General features: G+C 61.9%; 24 protein-coding genes. 14 read left to right on the top strand and 10 right to left on the bottom strand.

Translation table 11 applies throughout. The annotated features are described in order from the left end of the window. Window positions 1-64: 64 nt before the first annotated feature. Complete coding sequence (pcaQ, locus tag BLT65_RS33615; protein WP_091786344.1) at window positions 65-1,207, bottom strand: pca operon transcription factor PcaQ; 1,143 nt, start codon at window positions 1,205-1,207, stop codon at window positions 65-67. Window positions 1,208-1,316: 109 nt separating this feature from the next. Here pcaQ and pcaH point away from each other — a divergent pair, with 109 nt between their 5' ends. Together pcaH and pcaG are read left to right on the top strand one after the other, a co-directional pair. After that, on the top strand, window positions 1,317-2,021 hold the full coding sequence (gene pcaH / locus BLT65_RS33610; protein ID WP_009771205.1) for a protocatechuate 3,4-dioxygenase subunit beta: 705 nt from the start codon (window positions 1,317-1,319) through the stop codon (window positions 2,019-2,021). Between the two features lie 2 nt (window positions 2,022-2,023). Further along, window positions 2,024-2,614, top strand: a complete 591-nt coding sequence (pcaG, locus tag BLT65_RS33605; protein ID WP_091786341.1) for a protocatechuate 3,4-dioxygenase subunit alpha — start codon at window positions 2,024-2,026, stop codon at window positions 2,612-2,614. A 179-nt stretch (window positions 2,615-2,793) separates the two neighbouring features. Here the strand turns inward: pcaG and BLT65_RS33600 are convergent, their stop codons facing one another. The 4 genes from BLT65_RS33600 to BLT65_RS33585 form a co-directional block, all read right to left on the bottom strand. Next, on the bottom strand, window positions 2,794-3,579 hold the full coding sequence (locus tag BLT65_RS33600) for a class II aldolase/adducin family protein (RefSeq protein ID WP_091786338.1): 786 nt from the start codon (window positions 3,577-3,579) through the stop codon (window positions 2,794-2,796). A 93-nt stretch (window positions 3,580-3,672) separates the two neighbouring features. Then, on the bottom strand, window positions 3,673-3,927 hold the full coding sequence (locus BLT65_RS33595; protein ID WP_007731923.1) for an H-NS family nucleoid-associated regulatory protein: 255 nt from the start codon (window positions 3,925-3,927) through the stop codon (window positions 3,673-3,675). A 325-nt stretch (window positions 3,928-4,252) separates the two neighbouring features. After that, a complete protein-coding gene (locus BLT65_RS33590) occupies window positions 4,253-5,905 on the bottom strand; it encodes an acyl-CoA synthetase (RefSeq protein WP_091786335.1) in 1,653 nt (550 codons plus the stop codon). Between the two features lie 271 nt (window positions 5,906-6,176). After that, window positions 6,177-6,485 carry a hypothetical protein gene (locus BLT65_RS33585; protein ID WP_042310011.1) on the bottom strand — a complete coding sequence of 103 codons (309 nt, stop codon included), beginning with the start codon at window positions 6,483-6,485 and terminating at the stop codon, window positions 6,177-6,179. 355 nt (window positions 6,486-6,840) lie between these two features. Between BLT65_RS33585 and BLT65_RS33580 the strand changes: the two genes are divergently transcribed. The 3 genes from BLT65_RS33580 (at window position 6,841) to BLT65_RS33570 (ending at window position 10,187) form a co-directional block, all read left to right on the top strand. Then, window positions 6,841-7,740 (top strand): DUF72 domain-containing protein, encoded by a 900-nt coding sequence (locus BLT65_RS33580; protein ID WP_091786392.1) that lies wholly within the window; start codon window positions 6,841-6,843, stop codon window positions 7,738-7,740. A 139-nt stretch (window positions 7,741-7,879) separates the two neighbouring features. Further along, window positions 7,880-9,343, top strand: a complete 1,464-nt coding sequence (locus BLT65_RS33575; protein ID WP_091786332.1) for a metallophosphoesterase family protein — start codon at window positions 7,880-7,882, stop codon at window positions 9,341-9,343. A 22-nt stretch (window positions 9,344-9,365) separates the two neighbouring features. Continuing rightward, window positions 9,366-10,187: a hypothetical protein gene (locus BLT65_RS33570; protein WP_091786327.1), complete on the top strand. Its 822-nt coding sequence runs from the start codon at window positions 9,366-9,368 to the stop codon at window positions 10,185-10,187. Window positions 10,188-10,195: 8 nt separating this feature from the next. On the opposite strand, the gene BLT65_RS33565 is transcribed toward BLT65_RS33570, so the two are convergent. The 4 genes from BLT65_RS33565 to BLT65_RS33550 all read right to left on the bottom strand — a co-directional run bounded on the left by BLT65_RS33565 (window position 10,196) and on the right by BLT65_RS33550 (window position 15,651). Beyond that, window positions 10,196-12,601, bottom strand: a complete 2,406-nt coding sequence (locus tag BLT65_RS33565) for a penicillin-binding protein 1A (RefSeq protein WP_244186837.1) — start codon at window positions 12,599-12,601, stop codon at window positions 10,196-10,198. A 235-nt stretch (window positions 12,602-12,836) separates the two neighbouring features. Beyond that, window positions 12,837-14,312, bottom strand: a complete 1,476-nt coding sequence (gene mctP / locus BLT65_RS33560; protein WP_042309939.1) for a monocarboxylate uptake permease MctP — start codon at window positions 14,310-14,312, stop codon at window positions 12,837-12,839. Continuing rightward, entirely contained in the window at window positions 14,309-14,506 is a 198-nt protein-coding gene (locus tag BLT65_RS33555; protein ID WP_007731907.1) for a DUF3311 domain-containing protein, read from the bottom strand. The genes mctP and BLT65_RS33555 overlap by 4 nt, the downstream gene beginning before the upstream one ends. Window positions 14,507-14,724: 218 nt before the next feature. Further along, complete coding sequence (locus tag BLT65_RS33550) at window positions 14,725-15,651, bottom strand: LysR family transcriptional regulator (protein ID WP_091786321.1); 927 nt, start codon at window positions 15,649-15,651, stop codon at window positions 14,725-14,727. 167 nt (window positions 15,652-15,818) lie between these two features. Between BLT65_RS33550 and BLT65_RS33545 the strand changes: the two genes are divergently transcribed. The 8 genes from BLT65_RS33545 (at window position 15,819) to BLT65_RS33510 (ending at window position 22,473) form a co-directional block, all read left to right on the top strand. Next, a complete protein-coding gene (locus BLT65_RS33545) occupies window positions 15,819-16,544 on the top strand; it encodes a pirin family protein (RefSeq protein WP_042309944.1) in 726 nt (241 codons plus the stop codon). 44 nt (window positions 16,545-16,588) lie between these two features. Next, the gene (locus BLT65_RS33540; RefSeq protein ID WP_042310015.1) at window positions 16,589-16,999 is read left to right on the top strand and encodes a DoxX family protein; all 411 of its coding nucleotides are present in this window, start codon (window positions 16,589-16,591) and stop codon (window positions 16,997-16,999) included. A 319-nt stretch (window positions 17,000-17,318) separates the two neighbouring features. Further along, complete coding sequence (locus BLT65_RS33535; RefSeq protein ID WP_091786318.1) at window positions 17,319-18,455, top strand: porin; 1,137 nt, start codon at window positions 17,319-17,321, stop codon at window positions 18,453-18,455. 185 nt (window positions 18,456-18,640) lie between these two features. Next, window positions 18,641-18,775 carry a hypothetical protein gene (locus tag BLT65_RS48505; RefSeq protein ID WP_007731897.1) on the top strand — a complete coding sequence of 45 codons (135 nt, stop codon included), beginning with the start codon at window positions 18,641-18,643 and terminating at the stop codon, window positions 18,773-18,775. Window positions 18,776-18,942: 167 nt separating this feature from the next. Further along, window positions 18,943-19,977, top strand: a complete 1,035-nt coding sequence (locus BLT65_RS33525; protein WP_091786315.1) for a fatty acid desaturase — start codon at window positions 18,943-18,945, stop codon at window positions 19,975-19,977. A gap of 41 nt (window positions 19,978-20,018) precedes the next feature. Continuing rightward, complete coding sequence (locus tag BLT65_RS33520; protein ID WP_042309950.1) at window positions 20,019-20,366, top strand: MocE family 2Fe-2S type ferredoxin; 348 nt, start codon at window positions 20,019-20,021, stop codon at window positions 20,364-20,366. Beyond that, the gene (locus tag BLT65_RS33515; RefSeq protein WP_091786313.1) at window positions 20,363-21,610 is read left to right on the top strand and encodes an NAD(P)/FAD-dependent oxidoreductase; all 1,248 of its coding nucleotides are present in this window, start codon (window positions 20,363-20,365) and stop codon (window positions 21,608-21,610) included. The genes BLT65_RS33520 and BLT65_RS33515 overlap by 4 nt, the downstream gene beginning before the upstream one ends. Further along, the gene (locus tag BLT65_RS33510) at window positions 21,607-22,473 is read left to right on the top strand and encodes a sugar phosphate isomerase/epimerase family protein (protein WP_091786311.1); all 867 of its coding nucleotides are present in this window, start codon (window positions 21,607-21,609) and stop codon (window positions 22,471-22,473) included. The genes BLT65_RS33515 and BLT65_RS33510 overlap by 4 nt, the downstream gene beginning before the upstream one ends. On the opposite strand, the gene BLT65_RS33505 is transcribed toward BLT65_RS33510, so the two are convergent. Continuing rightward, window positions 22,463-23,500 carry a LacI family DNA-binding transcriptional regulator gene (locus tag BLT65_RS33505; RefSeq protein WP_091786389.1) on the bottom strand — a complete coding sequence of 346 codons (1,038 nt, stop codon included), beginning with the start codon at window positions 23,498-23,500 and terminating at the stop codon, window positions 22,463-22,465. The two genes, BLT65_RS33510 and BLT65_RS33505, sit on opposite strands and share 11 nt — an antisense overlap. A 110-nt stretch (window positions 23,501-23,610) precedes the next feature. Here BLT65_RS33505 and BLT65_RS33500 point away from each other — a divergent pair, with 110 nt between their 5' ends. Continuing rightward, the gene (locus tag BLT65_RS33500; protein WP_091786309.1) at window positions 23,611-24,438 is read left to right on the top strand and encodes an SDR family oxidoreductase; all 828 of its coding nucleotides are present in this window, start codon (window positions 23,611-23,613) and stop codon (window positions 24,436-24,438) included. The last annotated feature ends 22 nt before the right edge of the window (window positions 24,439-24,460 follow it).

Below are 24,460 nucleotides of genomic sequence, written 5' to 3'. Positions count from 1 at the left end.
GCCGCGCACCGTGTTTTACACCGCGCAGCGCCCCTCGTGCAACCTCGATTTTGTACTAATCGGTTCAAAGGTGCACCTTCCTGCGTGACGTTCCCGAGGCTTTGTCCCCTTGTGGCTTCGCGGCGCGCTTTGTTGCACCATGGCTCGCGTCACGCTTTACGTCAACACCCGCGTCAACACCCGCGTCAGCTTTGGCGTCAATCCCCGCGTCACGCTTCGCGCGGCTCCTCGCCGATGTCTTACCCCGCCCCTCTTCCGCGCGCGCCTGCACATGGCGCGCGAGCCGCTCGCGCGCGACCTTGCGCACGGCGTCGATCAGCGCGCGGCCGACGAGCGTCGGCTGTGTGTCCGAGCGCAGGATCAGACCAACCGGTTCCTCCGTGCCCGCGACGGGCAACGGCAATGGCACCAGCAAGCCGTGCGCCAGTTCGTACTCGATTGCGCTGCGCGGCACAAACCACACGGCGTCGTTCTCGAGCGCGAGTGCGCGCCCCACCGACACCGACAGCACCTCGATGAACGACGACAGCGGCGGCACGGCCCACGCGCGCAGCAGACTTTCCGCCGACTGCCGGATCAGTGTCCCATACGGCGGTACAACGACGGAAAACTCCAGCAGGCGCGTGGCGGACGACAGCGGGCCCGACGCCAGCGCATGCCCCGCTCGCACCACGGCGACGAGCGGCTCGCTATACAGCTGCTCGAACGTCAGCCCCACCATGCGCTCGGGATCGGCCAGCCTGCCGACGGCGAACTCGATCGCGCCCGCCTTCAGACGCTCCAGCAGTTCGGTGTTCGAACCCGTCTTGAGCCGCACGATCGCGTTGGGCCACTGCTCGCCGAACAGGCGCATCACGGGCGGCACGAGCGACGTCGCGACGGTCGGCAGCACGCCGATATCGAGCGTCGCGGCGGCCTCGCCTTCCACGCGCGCGAGCAGATCGACGCCCTGCCGCAGCGCGCTCACGCAGGCGCTGGCATGCGGCATGAAGAGCTGGCCTTCGCGCGTCGGCACGGCGCCGTGCCGGCCGCGCTCGAACAGGCGCACGCCGAGAATCTCTTCCAGTTCAGCCACCGTCTTCGAGACGGCCGGCTGCGTGATCGACAGGCTTTCTGCCGCCTTCTGCACGCCGCCGAACTGCGCGACGGCAAGAAAGCACTGCAGATGCCGGAATTTGACGCGGCTGTCCGCGAGGCTGCGTTGCATAACGGATCGTTATACGAGATGGGAAAAAACGTCATTTTGCATAACTTCTCGGCTTCTATAAAGTCACGTCATCCACTAGCCAAAATCGAATCCCCCAAGGAGACACCTGATGGACGATTCCATTCTGAGTCCGCGCGACTTCCCCTCGCATCCCGCCTATGTCCATTCGCCGTATGGATCGTCCGTCAAGCGCGGCCCGACCCGCCCGCTGATTCCGCTGAAAGAGCGCCTGCGCGACCAGCGCGTGCCCGTCTACGGCGCGGAAGACCTCGGTGCGCTCGACAACGACCTGACGCGCAACGCCGCGAAAAACGGCGAACCGCTCGGCGAACGCATCATCGTGACGGGCCGCGTGCTCGACGAAGGCGGCCGCCCGGTGCGCAACACGCTGGTCGAAGTGTGGCAGGCGAATGCTGCCGGCCGTTATGTACACAAGAACGACCAGCACGACGCGCCGCTCGACCCGAACTTCCTCGGCGCGGGCCGCTGCCTGACCGACAACGAAGGCCGCTACCGCTTCATGACGATCAAGCCCGGCGCGTATCCGTGGGGCAATCACCCGAACGCGTGGCGTCCGAACCACATTCACTTCTCGCTGTTCGGCGACTACTTCGGCTCGCGTCTGGTCACGCAGATGTACTTCCCGGGCGACCCGCTGCTGCAGTACGACCCGATCTTCCAAGGCACGCCGGAAGGCGCGCGCGACCGTCTGATCTCGCGCTTCACGCTCGACGTGACCCAGGAAAACTACGCGCTCGGCTATGAATTCGACATCGTGCTGCGCGGCCCGAACGAAACTCCGATGGAGCGCTAATCATGACGACGCTTAAGCAAACCCCTTCGCAGACGGTCGGACCGTACTTCGCCTACGGTCTGTGCCCCGAGCAATACAATTTCGATCTGAAGAGCCTGTTCACGAACGTTCTCGCCGACCGCGAGGCAGCGGGCGAGCACATCACGCTGGTCGGCCAGGTGTTCGACGCCGACGGCGCGGTGATTGGCGATGCGATGATCGAAGTGCAGCAGGTGGACAGCGAAGGCCGCTATCCGCAGTCGCGCGAAGAAGTGGCGAAGACGGGCTTTCGAGGCTTTGCACGCTTCGGCACGGGCACGGACCCGCAGAAGCGCTTCATCATCGAAACCGTGAAACCGGGCCGCGCGTCGCCCGACGAAGCGCCGCACCTGAACGTGATCGTGACGATGCGCGGCATGCTGCTGCACACGTTCACGCGCGTCTACTTCGACGACGAAACCGCTGCGAACGAGAAAGACCCCGTGCTTGCGAGCGTGCCCGCCGAGCGCCGCGCAACGCTGGTCGCCAAGCGCGAATCGAATGGCGGTAATGCCGTCTATCGTTTCGACATCCACATGCAAGGCCCGAAGGAAACGGTGTTCTTCGACCTGTGATGCGACGCACGGCGTGCGAACCTCGCATGCATTCGATGCAAGGGTTCATCGCCTGTTCACAAATGAACGTTAGGATCTGTTGCGCGAGTCAAATCGCGCAACGAAACTCCGAGCAGTTTTGGATGCCCGCTTTGATGCGGGCTTTTTTTCGTCTGCGTTTCGTGGCGCTGCGCCGTGCGTCAACTGCGGTAATCCGAAACCGAATTATCAATTAACCGCAGCGCCGATTCCCACGCCAGTTCCGCGATGCCTTCTTCGTCGTCGCGCGCGAACTGGCTGGCCGTGAGCTTGCGCACATGCTCGGGAGGCAGCGTCAATTCCGCATTGCCCGCGAGTGCGTCGATCTGGATCTGACAGGCGCGTTCGAGAAAGTAGATCTCCTGAAACGCCGTCGCCGCCGACTTGCCGCCCGCCAGCAGGCCGTGATTGCGCAGGATCATCGCGTTGCACGATCCGAGATCGGCGACGAGGCGCTCCCGCTCGCCGAGATCGAGCGCAATGCCTTCGTAGTCGTGATACGCGAGCACGCCGTAGAACTTCAGCGCGTGCTGGCTGATCGGCAGCAAGCCCTGCTTTTGCGCGGATACAGCCGAACCCGCCGACGTATGCGTGTGAATCACAAAGCGCATATCTGGTCGCGCGGTATGCACAGCCGAATGGATCGTGAAGCCCGCCGCATTCACGCGATACCGCTTCGGATCGGCGGCAACCTTGTCCGCCGGTTCGACGACGCGCCCCTCGCGATCGATTTTCACGAGATCCGACGCGCGCATCTCGTGAAAGAGCACGCCATAGCGGTTGATCAGAAAGTGATGCTCGGGACCGGGCACGCGCGCGGTGATATGCGTGTCGATCAGATCGGTCATGCGGAAATGCGCGACCAGCCGATACAGCGCGGCAAGCTCACAGCGCGCCGTCCATTCTTCGCTGCTATATCCAGCCGGTTGCGGAATCGTGTCGGACATGGCGGTGCCTCCATGGAAACAGTCGAGCGGCGCTGCGCAGGAAAGCGGAAACGAGAAGACAAAAAACAATAAAAGCGCCCGCGAATGCGGCGCTTAGACGCGGAAATGCTCGATGTCCTGACCAGCGTTGATGGCGCGCGTGAGCCAGTCGGGGCGATCGCCCTTGCCGTCCCATTCGTGCCCGAACGCGTCGCGGTATTTCGGCACGGCGGCATCGGCGATCAGCGCCTCTTCGAGCGCTTCAAGCGTAATGCCAAATTCATCCATGCGGCGACGGATCCACAAGACCAGCCGCTCACGAGCTTGACCGTCGAGGTCGAGCGTCCGATGTTCCTCTCGCTCTTTCATAACGTGCCGATAACGTATCGAATTACGCGGCCAATAAGCACGCGTTAAATAGATTATTGGCTTCGCACTTGCCGCGAAGCCTTAATACGGATCCACCAACTTCTGCCGAATGAAGTTGTCAGCGCGTTTCGACAGATTGAATGGCGGCGAAAAACCCGCATGGTGCGTACTGGAATTCGCCATGAACCTTGAAGAACCAAGGTCGCTTCCCTGATTTCTCGGGATTCTAGCATTCATTCCCGTGCGTGCGCGTCAGACGCGGTGCTTTGATAGCTGCGGAAAGCGGCATGGGCTCTACGTTTGCGATGATCGGACCATAAGCATGCTACTTTTTCCCCGGTTCCTGATCGATCGCGCTCGACGACTTCACGCGCGAGCGCAATTCGAATTTCTGAATCTTGCCCGTCGAGGTTTTTGGCAATTCGCCAAAGAAGACCGCTTTAGGCAATTTGAATCCGGCGAGCAATTGACGGCAATGCGCAATGATTTCCTCGGCGCTCGCGTCCGCGCCGTCCTTCAGTTCGACGAATGCGCAAGGCACCTCGCCCCATTTCGCATCCGGCATCGCGACTACGGCGGCCACCGAGACGGCCGGATGACGATACAGCGCATCCTCGATCTCGATGCTCGAAATGTTCTCGCCGCCGGAAATGATGATGTCCTTGCTGCGGTCCTTGATGCGCACATAGCCGTCTTCGGTAATCACGCCGAGATCGCCCGTGTGGAACCAGCCGCCACGGAATGCGGCTTCGGTTGCGCGCTCGTTCTTCAGATAGCCCTTCATGCAGATATTGCCGCGAAACATCAGCTCGCCGATCGTCTCGCCGTCGCGCGGCACGGGTTCGAGCGTATCGGGGTCAAGCACGTCGACGGCCGCCTGCAAGTGGTAGCGCACGCCCTGACGCGCGTTGAGCCGCGCGCGTTCGTCGTCGTCGAGCGCGTCCCATGCATCCTGCTTCGCGCAGACGGAGGCGGGCCCATACACTTCCGTCAAGCCGTACACGTGCGTCAGATCGAAACCGATCGCCTTCATGTGGGCAATCACGGCAGGCGACGGCGCCGCGCCCGCCACCATCGTCGACACGCGGTGCGCAATGCCGTCGCGCCATTCGGCAGGCGCATTCGCCAGCGCGCTTTGCACGATGGGCGCGCCGCAATAATGTGTGATGCGCTCGCGGCGAATCAGTTCGAATACGAGCTTCGGATCGAATTTGCGCAGGCATACGTTGACGCCCGCGCGCGCCGCGACCGTCCATGGAAAACACCAGCCGTTGCAGTGAAAGAGCGGCAATGTCCACAGATACACCGCATGCTTCGGCATGTCCCATTCGAGGATATTGCTGAGCGCGTTCAGATAGGCGCCGCGATGGTGATAGACCACGCCCTTCGGCTCGCCCGTCGTGCCCGACGTGTAGTTGAGCGCGATGGCGTCCCATTCGTCGGCGGGCGGCGTCCACGCGAACTGCGGATCGCCCTCGTGCAGGAAAGCTTCATAGTCGGTCGCGTTCGGAAAATGGCGAGTATCGGCGGGCTGCGCATCGCTGACACTGATAATGCGCAATTGCGGAAACTCGCGCGCGGCGAGCAGCGCAAGCTCTCCATATTCGGTATCGACGATCAGCGCTTTCGCCTCGCCATGCCGAAGCATGTAAAGAATCGACGCGGCATCGAGCCGCGTATTCAGCGTGTTGAGCACGGCGCCCGCCATCGGCACGCCGAAATGCGCTTCGATCATCGGCGGAATGTTGGGCAGCAGCGCCGCCACGGTCTCGCCGCGCGCGACGCCCGCGCGTTGCAGCGCGCTCGCAAGACGCCGCGCGCGCTCATACGTCTCGCGCCATGTGCGGCGCACGTCGCCATGCACGACGGCCAGCCGGTCGCCATAGACTTCGGCGGCCCGCGCGATGAAATCGATTGGCGTCAGCGGAACATGATTGGCCTCGCGGCGGGCGAGTCCCGCTTCGAACATATGCGTCATGGCTGTGTCTCCTCCGAAGCGCGCGGCCCCGTCGATTCAGCTGTTTTTTTGGCAATGGATTCCGGGTTCGAAACACGGTGACTCACGCATTGTGGATGCGCAATACACGCGCAAAAGCATCGCATAGATCAGCGCTGCAAAATGCCCGGGCACAGGATTTTGTGCGAAGCCGCAATGCAGGCCGAACGCGCGGCAGCCGCGTCGAACGCGGCCCGCGCGGTCAAACCGGAAATCGGGCCTTCGCCCTTAGAACATGGCGCGCCTGAAAAAATCAGACGCGCGGCAGATCGTCGATGAATTTCTCGACGTGGCCGTCCGGCACTTCGGTATCGATCCCGTCGTGGCCATCGGCGTGCGCGACCGTTTTGATCTTGGGGCCCAGCAGATTCAGGCCGCCCAGCGTGAAGAAGGACCACACGGCATTGCCCGCATGAATGGCCGTCACGACGTCGGCGACTTCGACGATTTCGTGCGGCGAGAGCCACTCATTCGTTTTGGGATTGACGAGAGCCCAACGGACGTGGGTGACGCGGTCAGTCATAGGGTTAATGCGTACGGCATCGATAGCATAGGTCGCCATTTCCACCTCCATCGTCGTCACCCAGGCATCGTAGCACTTATGTCTGGTTAGACGAAGCAGGCATGTATCGCCCCATGCAGACGGATCCATTCGAAGAGCACCGCTCCGTCGCACAGCCACTATCCGGATGTACTCTGCGGCGCCAACCGCCGCGTGATAGCTTCAGTGCAGGGAATGACTGCGTCTTCGAATGGCTTCCAATTTCTATAACGGTCGTGCGTAAATTGTTCTGAAGCCGGGGTTTGCACCAATGCGGCGCGGCGCACATATCGGTCCGCGCGGAGTACTCAGCGTGCTTATGATCCGCGCGCACATGCAGTACGATGGCCGCACTGACCTGCACGGAAGACGAGCCATGTCGATCGAAGTCGGGACGGCGTCGTGGACGGACGCTACGCTCATCAAATCCGGCCGCTTCTATCCGAAGGGCTGCACGAGCGCCGAGGCACGCCTGCGTTTCTATTCGAGCCAGTTTCCAATGGTCGAAGTCGATGCGTCGTACTACGCAATGCCCAGCGCGGCGACCAGCGCGCTGTGGGCCGAACGCACGCCTGGGCACTTCACGTTCAACGTCAAGGCATTCCGGCTTTTCACCGGGCATCAGACGGAGCGCAAGTTCTTCCCCCCGGACATTCAGCCGCTGCTGCCGCAAAGCGATAAAAAGAACCTTTACTACCGCGACGTGCCGCCTGACCTCATCGAAGAGATGTGGCGGCGTTTCTTCGAGGCGCTCGAACCTCTTCGCACAGCGGGCAAGCTCGGCGCCGTGCTGTTCCAGTTCGCGCCGTGGCTCTCCACCGCGCCGCGCGACAAATCACACGTGCGGCACTGCGCTGACCGGATGACGCCCTATCTGACGGCATTCGAATTCCGCAATGCCAGCTGGCTCGACGACCGGAACCGCGAATCGACGCTCGCATTCGAGCGCGAACACGGCCTCGTACACGTGGTGATGGATGCGCCCGAGGGCGTGCCGAACCGCGCGCATACCGTGTGGGAAGCGACGTCGCCGGAACTGGTGATCGTGCGCCTGCACGGCCGCAATGCGGAGACCTGGAGCGGCAGCACGACGGCAGCCGGCCGCTTCAATTACGACTACACCGAGCGCGAACTGGAAGAGATCGCGGTGCCCGTGCGGGAGATCGCGAAACGCGCGGGGCGCACGCATGTCGTGTTCAACAACTGCTTTGAAGACGCCGCGCAACGCAACGCGCATTCGATGATTCGCATCCTTCAGCAAGAGCGCTTTGCGTAAAGACCATCGCGGCGCGCATCTTTGAATATGCAATGCATTAAAGCGTTTTCCGGTTGCAATTCAGTTTGCATCGACTAGCCTCGTCTTATTCGAACCAGACAAATAGCTTTCATAAGACGAAAAAGACAAAGGTACACCGATGCTACTGACGGCTTATGTGCAGGCCAGCCAGCCGGGCCTGTTGCAACTATGGATCGGCATGTTCGGCGTGGCCGCGCCGCCTGTGCCGCAGGTTTCCATCGACCGGCACCCGGCCGTGCCGCTGGAGCCGCTCGCGTTCTTTCCGATTCGCGATTTCAGCGTCGACGACAACGGCCAGGCCATCAATCATCAATGCGTGCTGCGCTTCAACGTGCCGGACGAATCGCGGCCGCGTCAGATCGCTATTGACGCTGGTGGCGAACAGTTCGAGTTCGCCAGTACTTCGTTGCCGAAAGAAGTGCCGACGCTGATGGACGGCAGCTTCAATATCCTGTTGTCGTCGTGCTATTCGCAGCCGGAAGATATCGACGGACTGCTCGGCACGATCGTCTCGCAGATCAAGGTGCAACCGCATCTGACCGTGCTAGCGGGCGACCAGGTGTACCTCGACCTGCCGCTCACGCAGCGTGTACCCGATCAGAACCCCGACCGTGCGCGGCTGCTCGCCAACAAGTACTACCTCAACTGGCTCTCCGGCGCGTTACGCGTGCCGGGGTTGCAATCGGTGCTGGAGCGCGCGCCCGTCGTGTGCATTCCCGACGATCACGAGTTCTGGAACAACTATCCATTTGCACAAAAGCAGTTGCCCGATACGTGGACGGACGGATCGCGCCAGTTGCTCGGCGAGACGGCGCGCGCACTTTACGAGGACTATCAGATCGGCGGCGCGCCGGGCGGCGCGGGCGGCGCGATCCGGCTCAACGTCGACCCGTTGAAGATGCTGTTCGTCGATATGCGCTGTGACCGCGACAACACGTTCAAATCGTTGATGGGCCCCAAAGCCGTTGCGGCGATGCAGGCCTGGGAAAAAGATCTCGTCGATACGCACGCGGCAGGAAAGCCGGTTGTCGGCCTGCTCGCTTCGGGCCAGGCGCTCTTCATCGATCCGCCCGAAAGCAACTGGCGCAAAAAGACCTTCGACGCCGAAATGCCGAACTACGCGCAATTCGACGTGCTGCAAGCGACCTTGTGCCGGCTCGCGGACAACGGCATTCCCATCGTCTACATGACGGGCGACGTGCATTGGGGACGCGTCGCATCGGGTCACGATCTGCAGACGAGCACGGCGCTCTACGAAGTGATCGCCTCGCCGTCGCGGCTGATCCGCACGCCGTTGCTCGACACCGCGAAAGAAGCGGCCAACTCGGTCAAAGGGATTTTCGGCGGCGGCAATGCGTGGCCGCGTCATTCCGATCCCGAAGATGTGCCGGACCGCTTCGGCGTGAATCACCGCTTCACACTCAAGCAGGAATTCGGGCGACACGGCGATCAGGTTGCGATCCTGTCGTTCACGCGCGTGGGCAGCGGTGTCGATATGCAGGTCATGTACTACGGCATTTCCAACGATAAAGCGCTTTCACAATCGGAATCCACGACGCGCTTCGAACTGCGCGCGCGTTAATCAAAAAAGACGAGGCAAGCTCATGCTGAAGATCGTACGATCGACGACGACACAGTCGAATCCACAGTTCACCCCATTCGAGCGCAAAGAAGGCGAGAGCAATACCGCATGGGGCGAGCGCGCGGTACTCGATATGAAAGCGGGCGGCCCAGATGAATGGACCTATGTCGTGCTGCTGGGCGGCAGCGATACGCTGGCGTTTCGCGTGCGTGTCGCGCAATCGCATCTTCGGCACGACATGTTGCCGTCGTTCTGGTCCGAGTCGATTCTCGTGCGACTCGCAAGCGCGACGCTCAAGAACGCCGAAGCGCTACACGTGCCTTTGCATCAGCCGGAAGGGCCCGCGTTTGCGGCGCGTGTGAATGGCGTGGTCGCGCGTCCGTTGACGGATTTCGACGATACGTCGCGCTTTCCGAATATCGCCGTGATCGCATTGCCCGTTGCGCAGGACAAGGTGGTCGACAAGGTGGCGAGCTTCGAGCAGTCGCGCGCGACGCTCGATGCGCTCGAGCATGTGTTGCGCTGGCTCGCCTATGCATGGGGGGCGGCACGCACGCCGAATCCGCTGCACGACAACTATGGTTTGCCGTCTACCTGCATGATCGAGACCGTGTGCGCCGCCGCAAATTTCGACCTGACGCCGGGGCTCGAATCGCGAGCATCATGTCCTGAAGCGATCTGGGCCGCGGCGAATTACTGGCATGAGTACTTCGAGAAGTTCAACGGGCGCGAGCCGATTGGGCGCTATTACACGCCGCATACCTATCCGATCATCGAGCCTTCCGCTGCGCCTGCGCCCTCTCCTGTGCCTTCTCCCGCGCCCAAACGCAAAGCGAAGAAGTGAGCTTCAGTTCAAGGCTGTGACGCGGGCGTGTTTGCAGCAGGCGTCGACGCAAACGCGGGCGCTTCGCTGTTGACGGCGGCGGGCGCGCTCGCCGCAGCCGCTGCGCTCGCCTCACCCGGCGAAGGCAGAATCGGCGGTTGCGATGCGGCGGGCGAAATGATTTGCGGCGGCTCAATATCCGTCGGCGCAGAAGCCTCGGCAACGGGCGACGCATTCTGCACCACGGGCGCGGCCGGCGCGGCGGGTGCTGGACGCGGCTTCGGTCGCGGAGCAGGCGCAGGTGCTTCCGTTTTCGCCGACGACGAGAACAGGTACTGCATCCACGCGCGCAGCTTCATGCGCAACGTGTCGAACATGCCGGGCGGCGGCTCTTCCGCGAACTTCGCGCGCGGATCGACCAGACGCGAGCGCAGCGAACGCTGGAAGAAATCGCCGACGATCGGCAACGCGCTATGCGCGCCCTGCCCCCAGTAGTCGCTGCGCAGCGTCACGCGGCTGTCGTTGAAGCCGATCCATGCGCCCGCGACGAGTTGCGGATGCATCAGGATGAACCAGCCGTCCGCGTTGTCCTGCGTCGTGCCCGTCTTGCCCGCGACGTCGGCGCGGATGCCGAAACGCGTGCGAATGGCCGAGCCCGTCCCCTTGTTGACGACCGAGCGCATCACGTCGAGCAAGGTCTGCGCGCTCGCAATGGGCATCACGCGGTCGGCGCGCGACGGCTGGAACTCGGCGAGCACTTCGCCCTTGCGGTCTTCGATCCGCGTGACGAGCATCGGCGCGACATACGCGCCTTCGTTCGCGATCGTGCCGTACGACGACACCATCTCTTTCAGCGTCACCGGGCTCGTGCCGAGCGCCAGCGAAGGCACCGCGTCGAGTTGACTGTCGCGCACGCCCATCGCGCGCGCGAGCCGCGCGACCTTCGCGGGACCGACCGATTCCATCAGTTGCGCGGTAATGCGGTTGCGCGAATACGCAAGGCCATCGCGCAGCGTGATCGGACGGCCGCTCGGCGCGTCTTCGTCGCTCGGGCGCCAGATTTCGCCGCCTGCCAGCGGGATTTCGACGGCCTGATCGGGGAAGGTATCGTCGGGTTTTGCGCCTTGCTCGAATGCCGCGCCGTAGACGAACGGCTTGAACGTCGAACCCGGCTGACGGCGCGCCTGCGATACGTGATCGAACGGGTCCTGCGTAAAGTCCCGGCTACCGACCCACGCCTTGATCTCGCCAGTGCGCGGGTCCATCGCGACGAATGCGGCCTGCACGCGCGTCTTGCTATCGCACAGCGCCTTCATGAACCCGCGATCCGCCGACAGATGCTTGAGCGCATCTTCGTCGCTCATGCTCGAATCTTTTGCACTGTGGTATTCAGGCGTCTCGCGGATGAACGCGTCAAACACATCTTTATGACCGACGCATCCGCTACGCGCATTCCACGCCGCATTCGCGATCGACTGCAACTGGTTGCCCTGAAACGTCAGCGCCTGGGTCGCCATGGTTTGCAAACGCGCGTCGATCGTCGTTCGCACGACGAGTCCATCCGAATAGATGTTGTAGTCGTTCGCGTCGGCCCACGCGATCAGCCACTTCTTCAATTGCTGCGCGAAATGCGGCGCGGGACCGGGCGGCTCCGTCTGGCGCTCGAAGTCGACGCGCAGCGGCTTTCCTTTGAGCGAATTGAATTGTGCTTGCGACAGGCGCCCGTATTTCACCATCTGCCCAAGCACGATATTGCGCCGGTCCAGCGCGCGCTCGGGATTGATCACCGGGTTGTAATAGCTATTACCCTTCAACATGCCGATCAGCGTCGCGCTTTCGAGCACGGTCAGATTGCCGGCGGACTTGTCGAAGTAAGTGCGCGCGGCCATTTCGATGCCGTACGCGTTATAGAGAAACGGCACCGTGTTCAGGTACGTTTCGAGAATCTCGCTTTTCGTATAGACGGCTTCGATCTTGAAGGCCGTCAGCGCTTCCTTGATCTTGCGCGTAAGCGTCGGCGCGCGACCGATGTCATCCGGATAGAGATTGCGCGCGAGCTGTTGCGTGATCGTCGAGCCGCCCTGGCGGTCGCCCGAAAACGTATGCAACGCCGCGCCCGCCGTGCGTCGAAAGTCGATGCCGTGATGCTCGTAGAAGCGATGGTCTTCCGTGGAGATCAATGCATCGACGACATGCGGCGAGATGTCGGAGAGCTTCATCCACACGCGGTTAGTCGGTTTGAATTCGGCAAGCAGCTTGCCGTCCGCCGAATAGATCTGCGCGGGCTGCTCGATCTTCGCCTTGCGTATGTCCCCGATGCCCGGCGTGAACGGCACCAGGATCAGCACATAGAGCAGAACGAGCGCGGGAATGGAGGCGACCGACAACGCCACGCCGCGCCATGTCGGACGGCGCAAACGTTGCACCGCGCGCATGAGCGGCGGTTTTGCATGGGCCCAGGCCCAGACGGAGATGTCCCGGAGGAACGACAGTATCGACTGTCTCACGCTAACGCACCATCGGCAGAAAAGGCTGCATCCTACCAAAACAGCGCGAACGTCCAGGCGTTTTGCAAGAATCGGCATCGTAGTGCGACGCCGGAAATGACATCGGCCGAATCCGCGCCGCTTGCGCGGGCGGATTCGGCCGAACCATACAGCTACAGCGCGATCAGGCGTGAGCGCGCTTCGGCGTGACCATCGAAACGACGAACGTCACCACCACGTTCACGACCAGCGCGATCAGGCCGATATAAAGCGGCCAGGTCGAATCGCCGACATGCAGCGCGAACACGGGCTTGAGGCCCTGCGAAATCGCGAGTCCCGTGCCGAGCACGATTCCGACCAGCCAGCCGAAGAACAGGCCCGGCGTGTTCAGCCGGCGCGTGTACAACGAGAACACGATAGCCGGGAAGATCTGCAGAATCCACACGCCGCCGAGCAGTTGCAGGTCGATCGCGTATTGCGTGGGCAGGAACACGATAAACAGCAGCGCACCGAACTTGACGACGAGTGACACGATCTTCGCCGTCGATGCTTCCTGAGCAGGCGCCATGTTCGGCGACACCAGCGGACGCCACAGATTACGCGTGAACAGGTTCGCCGCGCCGATCGACATGATGGCGGCGGGCACCAGCGCGCTGATCGCAATGGCCGCCGCCGCAAAGCCGACGAACCACGACGGGAACAGCGTGCCGAACAGTGTCGGCACGATGTCGGACGGCGATTTCACGTGAATGCCCGCGGCAATCGCCATATAGCCGAGCAGCGCGATCAGGCCGAGCAGCAGCGTGTACGCGGGCAGGAAGATCGCGTTCTTGCGCACGGTCTGCATCGACGAAGACGACAGCACGGCCGTCATCGTGTGCGGATACATGAAGGCCGCGAGCGCCGAGCCGAGCGCGAGCGATGCATACGCGGTGAACTGCGTCGGCTTGAGAATGATGCCCGTCGCGCCGCCTTTGGCCTTGAAGTAGGTGTCCGCTGCATCAAACACATGGCCATAGCCGCCGAGCTTCGACGGAATCAGCCACACCGCCGCGATCACGACGATATAGATCATGATGTCCTTGACGAACGCGATCATCGCCGGCGCGCGCAGGCCGCTCGTATACGTATAGAGCGCGAGGATGATGAACGCGATCACGAGCGGTGCTTCGCCCGAGATGCCAAGTCCCTTGATGACAACCTGCATGCCGACCAGCTGCAGCGCGATATACGGCATCGTCGCGACGATGCCCGTCAGCGCGACGGCCGCCGGGAACCACTTGCCGCCGTACTCGCCTTGCACGTAGTCGGCTGCCGTGATGTGGTTTTTCGCGTGGGCGATCTTCCACAGCTTCGGCATCACCGCGAACACGAACGGATAGACGATGATCGTATAAGGCAGCGCAAAGAAGCCATACGCGCCGACGGAATAGACCAGTGCGGGCACCGCGATCACCGTATAGGCCGTATAGAAATCGCCGCCTACCAGAAACCACGAAATGACCGTGCCGAATTGCCGGCCACCAAGACCCCACTCGTGCAGTTGCGTGAGATCGCCCGCTTTCCAGCGCGCGGCAACGAAACCCAATACGGTGACGAGAAGAAAGAATGCGACGAAGACGGTCATCGCGACCGGGTTCACAGGGTTCAGATCGCTCATTTAATGCCCCGGTACACGACGTAGATCAGCAGCGACGTGAGCGGAACCCACAGAAACTGATACCAGTAAAAGAAAGGAAATCCGGCGAATGACGGGCGCGTATCGTTATAGAAAGGCAGCCACAGCAGCGCGATATAGGGGATCAGCAAGATGAGCCAGAGCCATGAACGGCCGGCCGGTTCGGTAGGTTCCACGTTTGTCCCTCTTTGGTCTATCTGATTGAATCCGCTTTGCTGATGCGCGTGGCAAACAGGCGTGAACGTGCATATTCACGCAGGCGCCCGTTGCACGCGCCGGCAAAGGTTCGCGCATTATCTGCGAAAAGCTTTATTGCTGCTCGCACGGTAACCAGCCGTTATCCAATGCGCAGAAGCTTTCAATTGATTGACTGGAACGCTGCGCTATTTGCTGTCTAACGCTTTGGCAAAACGGGCTTTGGCAAAACGGGCTTTGGCAAAACGGCTTTGGCAAAGCGGTCGCGCAAGAACTGCGTGAACGCACGTATCGTCACGGAAGCCTGCCGGTGTTGCGGGTACACGGCGTACAGCGTCAACGGCGGCGAGACGTACTCACCGAGCACTTCAACCAGCTTGCCGCTCGCCAGCGCATCGGCCACGATGAATTCCGGCAGACGCGCAATGCCGAGCCCCGCAATCGCGGCATCGCGGATCACTTCGCCGTTGTTCACGCGCAGCGGGCCATGCACCTCGACGGTCCGGCTCGCGCCATCCACTATGTATTCCCAGCCGCTGCGCGCCTCCTGCCCATATAGCAGGCACGCATGTCGCGCGAGATCGTCGGGCGTCGCCGGCGGACGCCGCGCCTTGCGATACGCGGGGCTGCAACACGCGACCATGCGGATTTCAGCGAGCTTTTGCGCGATCAGCGTCGAATCCGCGAGCGTGCCGATACGCAGCGCCATGTCGAAACCTTCGCCGACCACATCGACGACGCGGTCGCTCAACTCCAGGTCGATACGCACGTCCGCATTCGCGCGCAGAAACGCGGCGACCAGCGGCGACAGATGAATCATCCCGAACGACATCGGCGCGCTGACGCGCAGCAGTCCGCGCGGGTCCGAGCGCCCCGACGACATCGCCTGCTCGGCGTCCTCCACGTCGCCGAGGATACGCGTCGCACGCTGATAGAACTCGTAGCCGAGGTCCGTCACCGCGAGCTTGCGCGTGTTGCGCACCAGCAGCCGCACGCCGAGGCTCGCTTCCAGCGCCATCACGCGGCGGCTGACGAACTGCTTCGACAGTTGCAGGCGGACCGCGGCCGCCGTGAAATTGCGCGCGTCGACGGTGGCGACGAAGATCTTCAGATCGTCCAACTGCATGGCTTTGCCCTTGCGTTACGCGTTAATTGTCCACTCCATTGTGACAGTGATTCTCTTTTGACGTCGATTATAGCCGCCCTGATTGACCTACACTTCAATCACTGCTTCAGACAACGGCACCGCCGATGTCACGAGAAGCAAAGGCCATTCAATAACGGAGAAGAGAAATGATCGACATCAGACACGCCAACGAACGCGGACGCGCCGAACACGGCTGGCTTAGCTCGCGTCATACGTTTTCTTTCGCGAACTACTACGATCCGAAGCAGATCGGCTTCTCCGACCTGCTCGTGATCAACGATGACCGCGTGGCTGCCGGCCGCGGCTTCGGCAAGCATCCGCACCGCGACATGGAAATCTTCTCGTACGTGCTGGAAGGCGCGCTCGAGCACAAGGATTCGATGGGCACGGGCTCCGTGATCGTCCCCGGCGACGTGCAACTGATGAGCGCGGGCACGGGCGTCGCGCACAGCGAGTTCAATCACTCGGCAAGCGACTCCGTGCATTTCCTGCAGATCTGGATCGCACCGTCGGTGAAGGGCGCGACGCCGCGTTACCTGCAGCAAAACTTTTCGGCGCAAGACAAGCGCGGCAAGTTGCGTCTCGTGTTGTCGCCTGAAGGCACGGATGGCTCGCTCGAATTGCGCCAGGACGCACGTGTGTATGCGGGTCTTTTCGACGGCACTGAAACGGCAGGCATCGATATCGCCGCCGATCGCTATGCGTATGTGCATGTGGCGCGCGGCAGCGTGAAGCTGAACGGCGTCGAGTTGAACGAAGGCGACGGTGCGCGTATTCGCAACGAGCGTCGCCTCGAATTTACCGAAGGCCAGGATGCGGAAGTACTCGTATTCGACCTGCGCAATAACGAAGTTTCGGAATTGTGGTCCTGAGCGGCGAACGCCAAAGACCCGACTACATTGAAAGAGGATTGAACATGAACACCTTTATCGAACAACGCAAGGATGCACTGCTGCTCGTCGCACGCGTGCTATTGGTAGTGCTTTTCGTGCTGTTTGGCTGGAGCAAGCTCACCGGCTTCTCGGGCACCGAGCAATACATGGCGTCGACAGGCGCGCCCATCCCGGCATTGGCCGCCGTGATTGCGATCGTGATGGAACTGGCTGTTGGCATCGTCATCGCCGTGGGCTTCAAGACACGTGTGCTTGCACTGGTGCTCGCGCTCTATACGCTCGGCACCGCGTTCATTGGCCACCACTTCTGGACGCAGACGGGCATGGAGCAGTACATCAACATGATCAACTTCTACAAGAACATCAGCATCATTGGCGGCTTGCTGCTGTTGTTCGTGACGGGTCCGGGCAAGTACTCGATCGATCGCGCATAAGCGAAGCAAGCGACACTAAGAGTTGTCAAGAGGGCGGCCTTCTGGCCGCCCTTTTTCGTTGTTTGCAAAGCAACGCCCTGCACTTTCGGCATGAATGCAACACTCTTGTCATGTTCGCGGCGTCGTCGAAATTGATGTGATAAAAGTCCGCGGGCCTGCATGGGATCACGTGCGCGCGGATCTATAAGATTCAAATGGTCGGTATGCATCGCGCTTAAATAGCGGCACATATAAAGACGCGAACGCAACTCCACCACCCGCGCCGCACTAAAACAACAAACTCGTGCAGGGGTTCTCAACATATGAAAAAACAACTCCCATGACCAAGCAAATCAAACGGACAGTTACCGCGCTGGGCGCAACGGCCATTGCACTCGCTTGCCAAAGCGCATTCGCGCAAAGCTCGGTGACGCTGTACGGCGTCGCGGACGTCGGCATTCGCTATCTCACGCATTCGAATGCAAACAACGACGGGCGCCTGTTCATGACCAACGGCGCGATCACGAACAGCCGTTTCGGCATTAAAGGCTCGGAAGATCTCGGCAATGGACTGAAGGCGATCTTCCAGCTGGAAAGCGGCATCGACCTGCAAAGCGGCGCGCAATCGGATAGCAAGCGCCTGTTCAACCGCGCGGCCTACGTCGGCCTGTCGAGCAACTACGGCACGCTGACGCTCGGCCGTCAGAAGACGCCGTTGTTCGATCTGCTCGGCGACACGTACGATCCTCTGACCGTCGGCAACTACTTCGAAAACGCATGGCTGCCCGTCGCGCTCGGCGCAGGCCTCTATGCGGATAACGCCGTGAAGTACGACGGCAAGTTCGGCGGCCTGAACGTCAAGGCGATGTACTCGTTCGGCACGAACTCGACGTCGACGGGCGCGGACGGCTTCTCCGGCCAGATTCCGGGCCACCTCGGCGCGGGCAACATGTACGGCTTCACGGCTTCGTACGCGTTCGGTTCGCTGAGCGTCGGCGCCGGCGTGCAGCAGAACAGCGACAACTCGAATCACAAGCAGACCATTTACAACGCGAATGCCGTCTACGCGTTCAGCACGACAAAGATCTACGTCGGCTATATCCATTCGAAGGACGACACGGGCTTTGTCGACAGCACGCTGTCGCAGCGCGACTTGACGCTTGGCGTCGATATCCTGAAGGGTTCGGGCCGCAAGGACGATGGTCCGTTCGCGGGTGTGACGTGGCAAGCGACGCCCGCCCTGCTGCTGACGGGCGCGTTCTATTACGACCACATGAAGAACGCGGCGATCGGCGGTGGCGCGCTCGGCAGCGGCAACCGCTATACGGGCGTGGCCGTTGCTGAGTACTCGCTGTCCAAGCGCACCGATGTGTATGGCACCGTCGACTTCAACAAGGTCACGGGCGCGGCGACGGTCGAACTGCCGGGTACGTCGAACCAGACGGGCGTGTCGCTCGGTCTGCGCACCATTTTCTGATTTGGCGTTATGAGATGCGCGCTGCAAGGCGCGCGCGATTGCTATAGCGGGCGGCACGGCTTCAAGGGCCATGTCGCCCGTTTTTCATTTTCGGGCGGCGTGGAAGATGTGTCAGGCGCAACTGTGATATACAGGGAAAACCCGTACCAAGCCTTTGTTTTTCTTTTTCGAGTCGTAGTACCAGCATGAAACGCATTGCCGCCTTTTGTCTGACGACGTGGTCCGCCGCCGCGCTCCTTTATTTTGGCCAGCACTCGGTTGCGCTCATCGCCTTGAGCGGAGTCGTCGTGTTCGGCGGATACGACCTGCTGCGCCCCTAAGCCCCTGTTCCGCTACACGCTGTCTCGCGCTCGCCGCCACTTGATGGAAAACCATCATTTTTCGGCGTGAGGCTTCACTCTCCTTCAACTATCTTTGTGCAAACGGAATGTGTCCCTGAAGCGCTGCGCTGATGGGATTCCCGCAATCACAAAGAAGGAGACGACTCATGTCCTCGAGCTCTGCCGTCGACGGCGGCAGCACCGCCACGCCCAGTCCCACCGATCCCTCCTTCGACGCGCGCATCGCCGAGCAGTGGTATCAGCCGCGCATTCCGCGCGCGGTGCTCAAGGAACTGATGAAGCGCGACGATGCGGCGGGCCTGCGCAATTTCATTCCGTGGTTCGCGTTGCTCGTGGCGTCCGGCGCGGTCGCTGCCTTCACATGGGGAACCTGGTGGGCCGTGCCTGCATTCTTCGTGTACGGCACGATCTATTCGTCGAGCGACGCGCGCTGGCATGAGCTGTCCCACGGCACGCCGTTCAAGACGCGCTGGATCAACGACGCGTTCTATCACCTGTCGTCGTTCATGACGATCCGCGAAGGCTACTGGTGGCGCTGGAGCCATGCGCGCCATCACACGCACACGTACTTCCAGGCGCGCGACCCTGAGATCCAGGTGACGCGCCCGACCAAAGTGCTGCCCATCATCGTGGATTTCGTGGGGCTGGTCGGCTGCACGCTCGAAATCGGCAAGATCGTGCGTCATGCGTTCGGCCGCGTCGACGCCGCCACCGACGCGTTTCTGCCCGCGAGCGAAAAACCGAAAATGATCTGGTCGTGCCGCATCTATCTGGCTGTCGTGATCGGCACGATTGCGCTCGCAATCGCAACGCACAGCTTCCTGCCGCTGATGTTCGTATGGACGCCGCGCTTCTACGGCGGCTGGCTGCATCAGCTGCTCGGCCTCACGCAGCATGCGGGGCTCGCTGTCAACGTGAAGGACCATCGGCTGAACACGCGCACCGTGCAGACCAACTTCGTGTTCCGCTTTCTCTATCTGAACATGAACTATCACCTCGAACATCATCTGCTGCCGATGGTGCCGTTCCATGCGCTGCCGCGCCTTCACGAAGCGATCAAGGACCAGTTGCCGCCCGCTTACCCGAGCGTGTATGCCGTGTATCGCGAGATGCTGCCCGCGTTGTGGAAGCAGCGCACCGACCCGACTCACGTGATCGAGCGGCCCCTTCCCGCAGCGTGAGCGCCGCGACCAACGCACAAAGAACATTGGAGGAGATAGCCATGAGCGTCGAAACGAATGCAAAGGTCCACTGGATTGCCGCTTGCGCACCCGACGATATCGACGAGGAAGACGTGATGCGCTTCGATCACGATGGCGCGAGCTACGCGGTGTATCGCATCGCGGAAGGCTACTACGCGTCCGATGGCTGGTGTACCCATGAGCATGCGCATCTCGCCGATGGCTTCGTCGTCAATCGCGAGATCGAATGTCCGCTGCATCAAGGGCGCTTCGACATTCCGAGCGGCAAGGCGAAGAGCGCGCCCGTTTGCGTGCATCTGAAGACCTATCCGGTACGCGTCGAAGATGGCGAAGTTCTGCTCGGTCTTCCCGTACAGGACGCATCATGAGCACACAGCCCGCAATGGTGATAATCGGTGCAGGCCAATGCGGCGTGCGCACGGCAGCCGCGCTGCGCGAAAACGGCTGGGAAGGCGAGATCACGCTGCTCGGTAATGAAGGCTCGGCGCCCTACGACCGGCCGCCGCTGTCGAAAGCCGTGCTGCTCGGCGAACGCAGCACCGCGCAATGCGCGTTCTACGACGACGCGTTCTATCGCGACCAGCGCATCGACTTGCGCGTCGATGCCTGCGTGCAGCAGATCGATCGCGGCGCGCGCAAGGTCGTGTTGCGCGACGCACGCACGATCGACTATCAGCGTCTGCTGATCGCGACAGGTGCCGAGCCAAGGCGGCTCGACGTGCCGGGCGCGAATCTCGATGGCGTGCATCTGCTGCGCACTGCAAGCGATGCCAACACGCTCGCCGAAGTACTGCAGCCTTCACGGCGCATTGCGATTGTCGGCGCGGGCTTCATCGGCCTTGAAGTGGCCGCGTCCGCTGTGGCGCGGGGCTGTGAAGTGGTCGTCATCGAAGCCGGCGCGCGCGCGTTGATGCGCGCGGTACCGGAAGTCGTGGCGGGCTATCTGATCGACAGGCACCGCCAGATGGGCGTGAAAATTCATTTCGCCGCGCAGATCGAACGGCTGCTGGGCAGCACGCATGTAACGGGCGTCAAGCTCAAGGACGGCACGCAGATCGACTGCGATTGCGTCGTGGTCGGCATTGGCGTGAAGCCGCGCACGGAACTCGCGGAAGCGGCAGGCATCGACGTCGCGGACGGCATTGCCGTCGACGACACCTTGCGCACGAACGACCCGCATATCTTCGCGGCGGGCGACGTGTGCTCGTTCCCGCACCGTCTGTTCAGGCGGCGCATCCGGCTCGAATGCTGGAAGAACGCCGAGGATCACGCGCGCATCGTCGCGCGCAACATGCTGGAGCGCGGCGAAACGTATTCGGAAGTGCCGTGGTTCTGGTCGAATCAGTACGACATGACGATCCAGATTGCCGGCCTGCCCGCGTTCGGCGTAGAGAGCGTGGTGCGCGAAACGGGCGACACGTCGCGCATTTTCTTCGCGCTCGATCGCGACGGCGTGCTGGTCGGCGCAAGCGGCGTCGGCAAGGTCAGCGAGATTGCGCGCGATGTGCGCGTCGCGCAGACCTTGATCGGGCAGCGCGCCTGTATCGAGCCTGCGTTACTTGAAGATCGCAGCGTCAAACTGAAGGGACTCGTCGCTGCGGAGGCGCTATGACGCAACGGCTCGCCGTGTATCAGTCGCTGTGGGCGATGGAGCGGCGTCATACCGACGGCTTCGAGCGCACGCTCGAAGAGAACGTCGCGATGATCGCGCAAGCGGGTTTCGAAGGCGTGAGTACATCGTACGGTTCGCGCGAAGAGGTGCGGCGTCTTTCGCAAGTACTCGCGCAACATGGTCTGCAAGCGGAAGCTCAGTGCTTTCCGCGTACCGTCGAAGACCTGTGCCCGATACTCGAACACGCTGTCGAGTTCGGCGCGCACCATATCGACCTGCAACCGGACGTGCGGCCACGCCGCATTGCCGATGCGCTCGAATTGATCGACGGCTGGCAGCGGCTCGCGGAACAGGTGGACATTCCTGTCTACATCGAAACGCATCGCGACCGCATGACCACCGACCTGCACTTCACGCTCGATCTGCTCGACGCGCGGCCCGATCTGCGTCTGCTTGGGGATCTGTCGCATTACCTCGTCGGCCGTGAATTCGCGTGGCCCGTGAACGAAGAAAACGAAGCGGCGATGCAACGGATCATCGATCACTCGTGGGCGTTTCATGGACGCGTCGCGAGCCGCGAGCAGGTGCAGATTGAAATCTCGTTCGAGCCGCATCGCATGTGGGTCGATCTGTTCCTGCGCTGGTGGCGCGACGGTTTCGTGTCGTGGCGCAAGCGCGCCGGACCCGACGACACGCTCGTCTTCACCTGCGAACTCGGGCCGAAGCCTTACGCGATCATCGGTCGCGACGGCAACGATACGACAGACCGCTGGGCCGAATCGCTTTTGATGCGCGACTGGATACGCGAGTTGTGGAACGAAGTGGCGCAAGAAGAAGCGACTGCACTCGCCGCTAGTCCGTAAGCGGCAGGTTCTCGCGCAGCAGCACCGTTACGGGAATCTGCTGCGCCAACGCCACGCCGGGATCGCGATGATAGTGACGCAGGATCACTTCGATCGAATGCAACGCTTCGCCCACGGGGTTCTGGTCGAGCACCGCATCGAGGACGCCTTCGATCAGCAAACGCCGCGACGTGTCGTTGAGTTCGTGCCCGATCAGCACGGTCTTGTGAACACGGTCGAGCGTGCGCAACACGTTGCCGATGCCTTCGTCGCCAACCGAGATGTTGTAGATGCCGCGCAGATCCGGATAGCGGCGAAACGCGTCGCGCGCGAGACTTTCGGTGATCGACGATTGCTCGCGGCTCTCCACGGTCTCGACGATGTCGCAATTCGGAAAACGCCGCCGCACCACAGAGCGAAACCCGCTTTCGCGTTCTTCATGGCCGAGAAAGTCATGCATGCCCGTCATCACGAGCACCTTGCCGCCCGCGTCGCCGAGAAAGCGGCCCATCAGCTCGCCTGCGACACGCCCCGCGCAGCGGTTGTCGATGCCCACATAAGCGAGCCTGCCCGTGCCGGGCAGATCGCTCGCGAGCGTCACGACGGGCATCCTGTGGCTCAGGTGACGCAGCGAAGCCGTGATATCCGGGTGCTCATACGCGACGATCACGAGCGCATCGGCCTTGCGCGTCGCGCGCTCGATCGTCTCGACGACGGCCTGCGGCTCGAGGCTGTCGAAGTACGTGACGGCGCAAATCACACGCTGCGCTTCGAAGGTCTTTTGCGCAAGTTCGAAGCCCTGCTTCAGATGCACGTAATACTGCGCGACAGGCTGCTGCAACAGGATCGCGATGCGCAACCAGCGCACCGACACCGCTTCGAGCGCGCGATCGATCTTCAGCTTGCGCGCCCATTCGAGCACGCGCGTTTCCTTGTCGCGCGAAACGCCGCCGCGCCCGTTCAATACCCGATCGACTGTCGCCTCGCTGACACCCGCTGCGCGGGCAATGTCAGTCATGCTCGTCTTGCGGCGGCGCGTCTCGGACATGGCTGGCTTCGTTGTAGTCGGCATACGCACCATGATCGCATCGACGCCGCGCGCGCAGCAAGCCGAGATATCCACTATCCATCGCAGTACAACGTTGAAGGAGACAGTGCATGGAGCAACTCGATTCGAAGGTCGCGATCGTCACAGGCGGATCGCAGGGCCTGGGCGCAGCGATTGCCGCGTTGTTCGTCGAACGCGGCGCACGCGGCGTCGTGATTTGCGGACGCGCGAAAGAAAAAGGCGAAGCGAAAGCGCGCGAGCTGAGCCGGCTTGGTGAGGCGCGCGGTGCAAAGGTCGTGTTCGTGCAGGCGGATCTCGCGAATGTCGATGATTGCCGCAAGGTCGTCGCTGCCGCCGATCAGCACTTCGGCCGTGTCGATATCCTCGTCAACGCAGCGGCGCTCACCGATCGCGGCACGATACTCGATACTGATCCCGCGCTGTTCGACCGCATGTTCGCAACCAATGTGCGCGCGCCGTTCTTTCTGATGCAGGAGACGATACGCGTGATGCTGCGCGAGCGGATCGAAGGCACGATCGTCAATATCGGCTCGATGTCGGCGATGGCCGGGCAGCCCTTCATCTCCGCGTATTGCGCATCGAAAGCCGCGCTCGCGACGCTCACGCAAAACACCGCGTATGCGCTGTTGCGCAATCGCATCCGCGTGAATGGATTGAATCTTGGCTGGATGGCGTCAGATGGCGAAGACCGCATTCAACGCGAGTTCCATGGCGCCGCCGACGACTGGCTAAAACAGGCCGCCGCCGCGCAGCCGTTCGGCCGTCTGATCGACCCGGCCGAGGCAGCGCGTGCCGTCGCATTTCTGGCCAGCAGCGAATCGGGCTTGATGACGGGCTCGATCGTCAACTTCGATCAGTCGATCTGGGGCGCGTATGAAGATGCACCGCATCCCGCCGAGCCCATGAAGTACGTTTGAATTGACCTGCCTGCTGCGTGCG

The sequence above is a fragment of the Paraburkholderia steynii genome, from assembly GCF_900100565.1.
Taxonomy (GTDB): domain Bacteria; phylum Pseudomonadota; class Gammaproteobacteria; order Burkholderiales; family Burkholderiaceae; genus Paraburkholderia; species Paraburkholderia terrae.
This window is presented reverse-complemented; position numbering and strand designations above follow the sequence as displayed.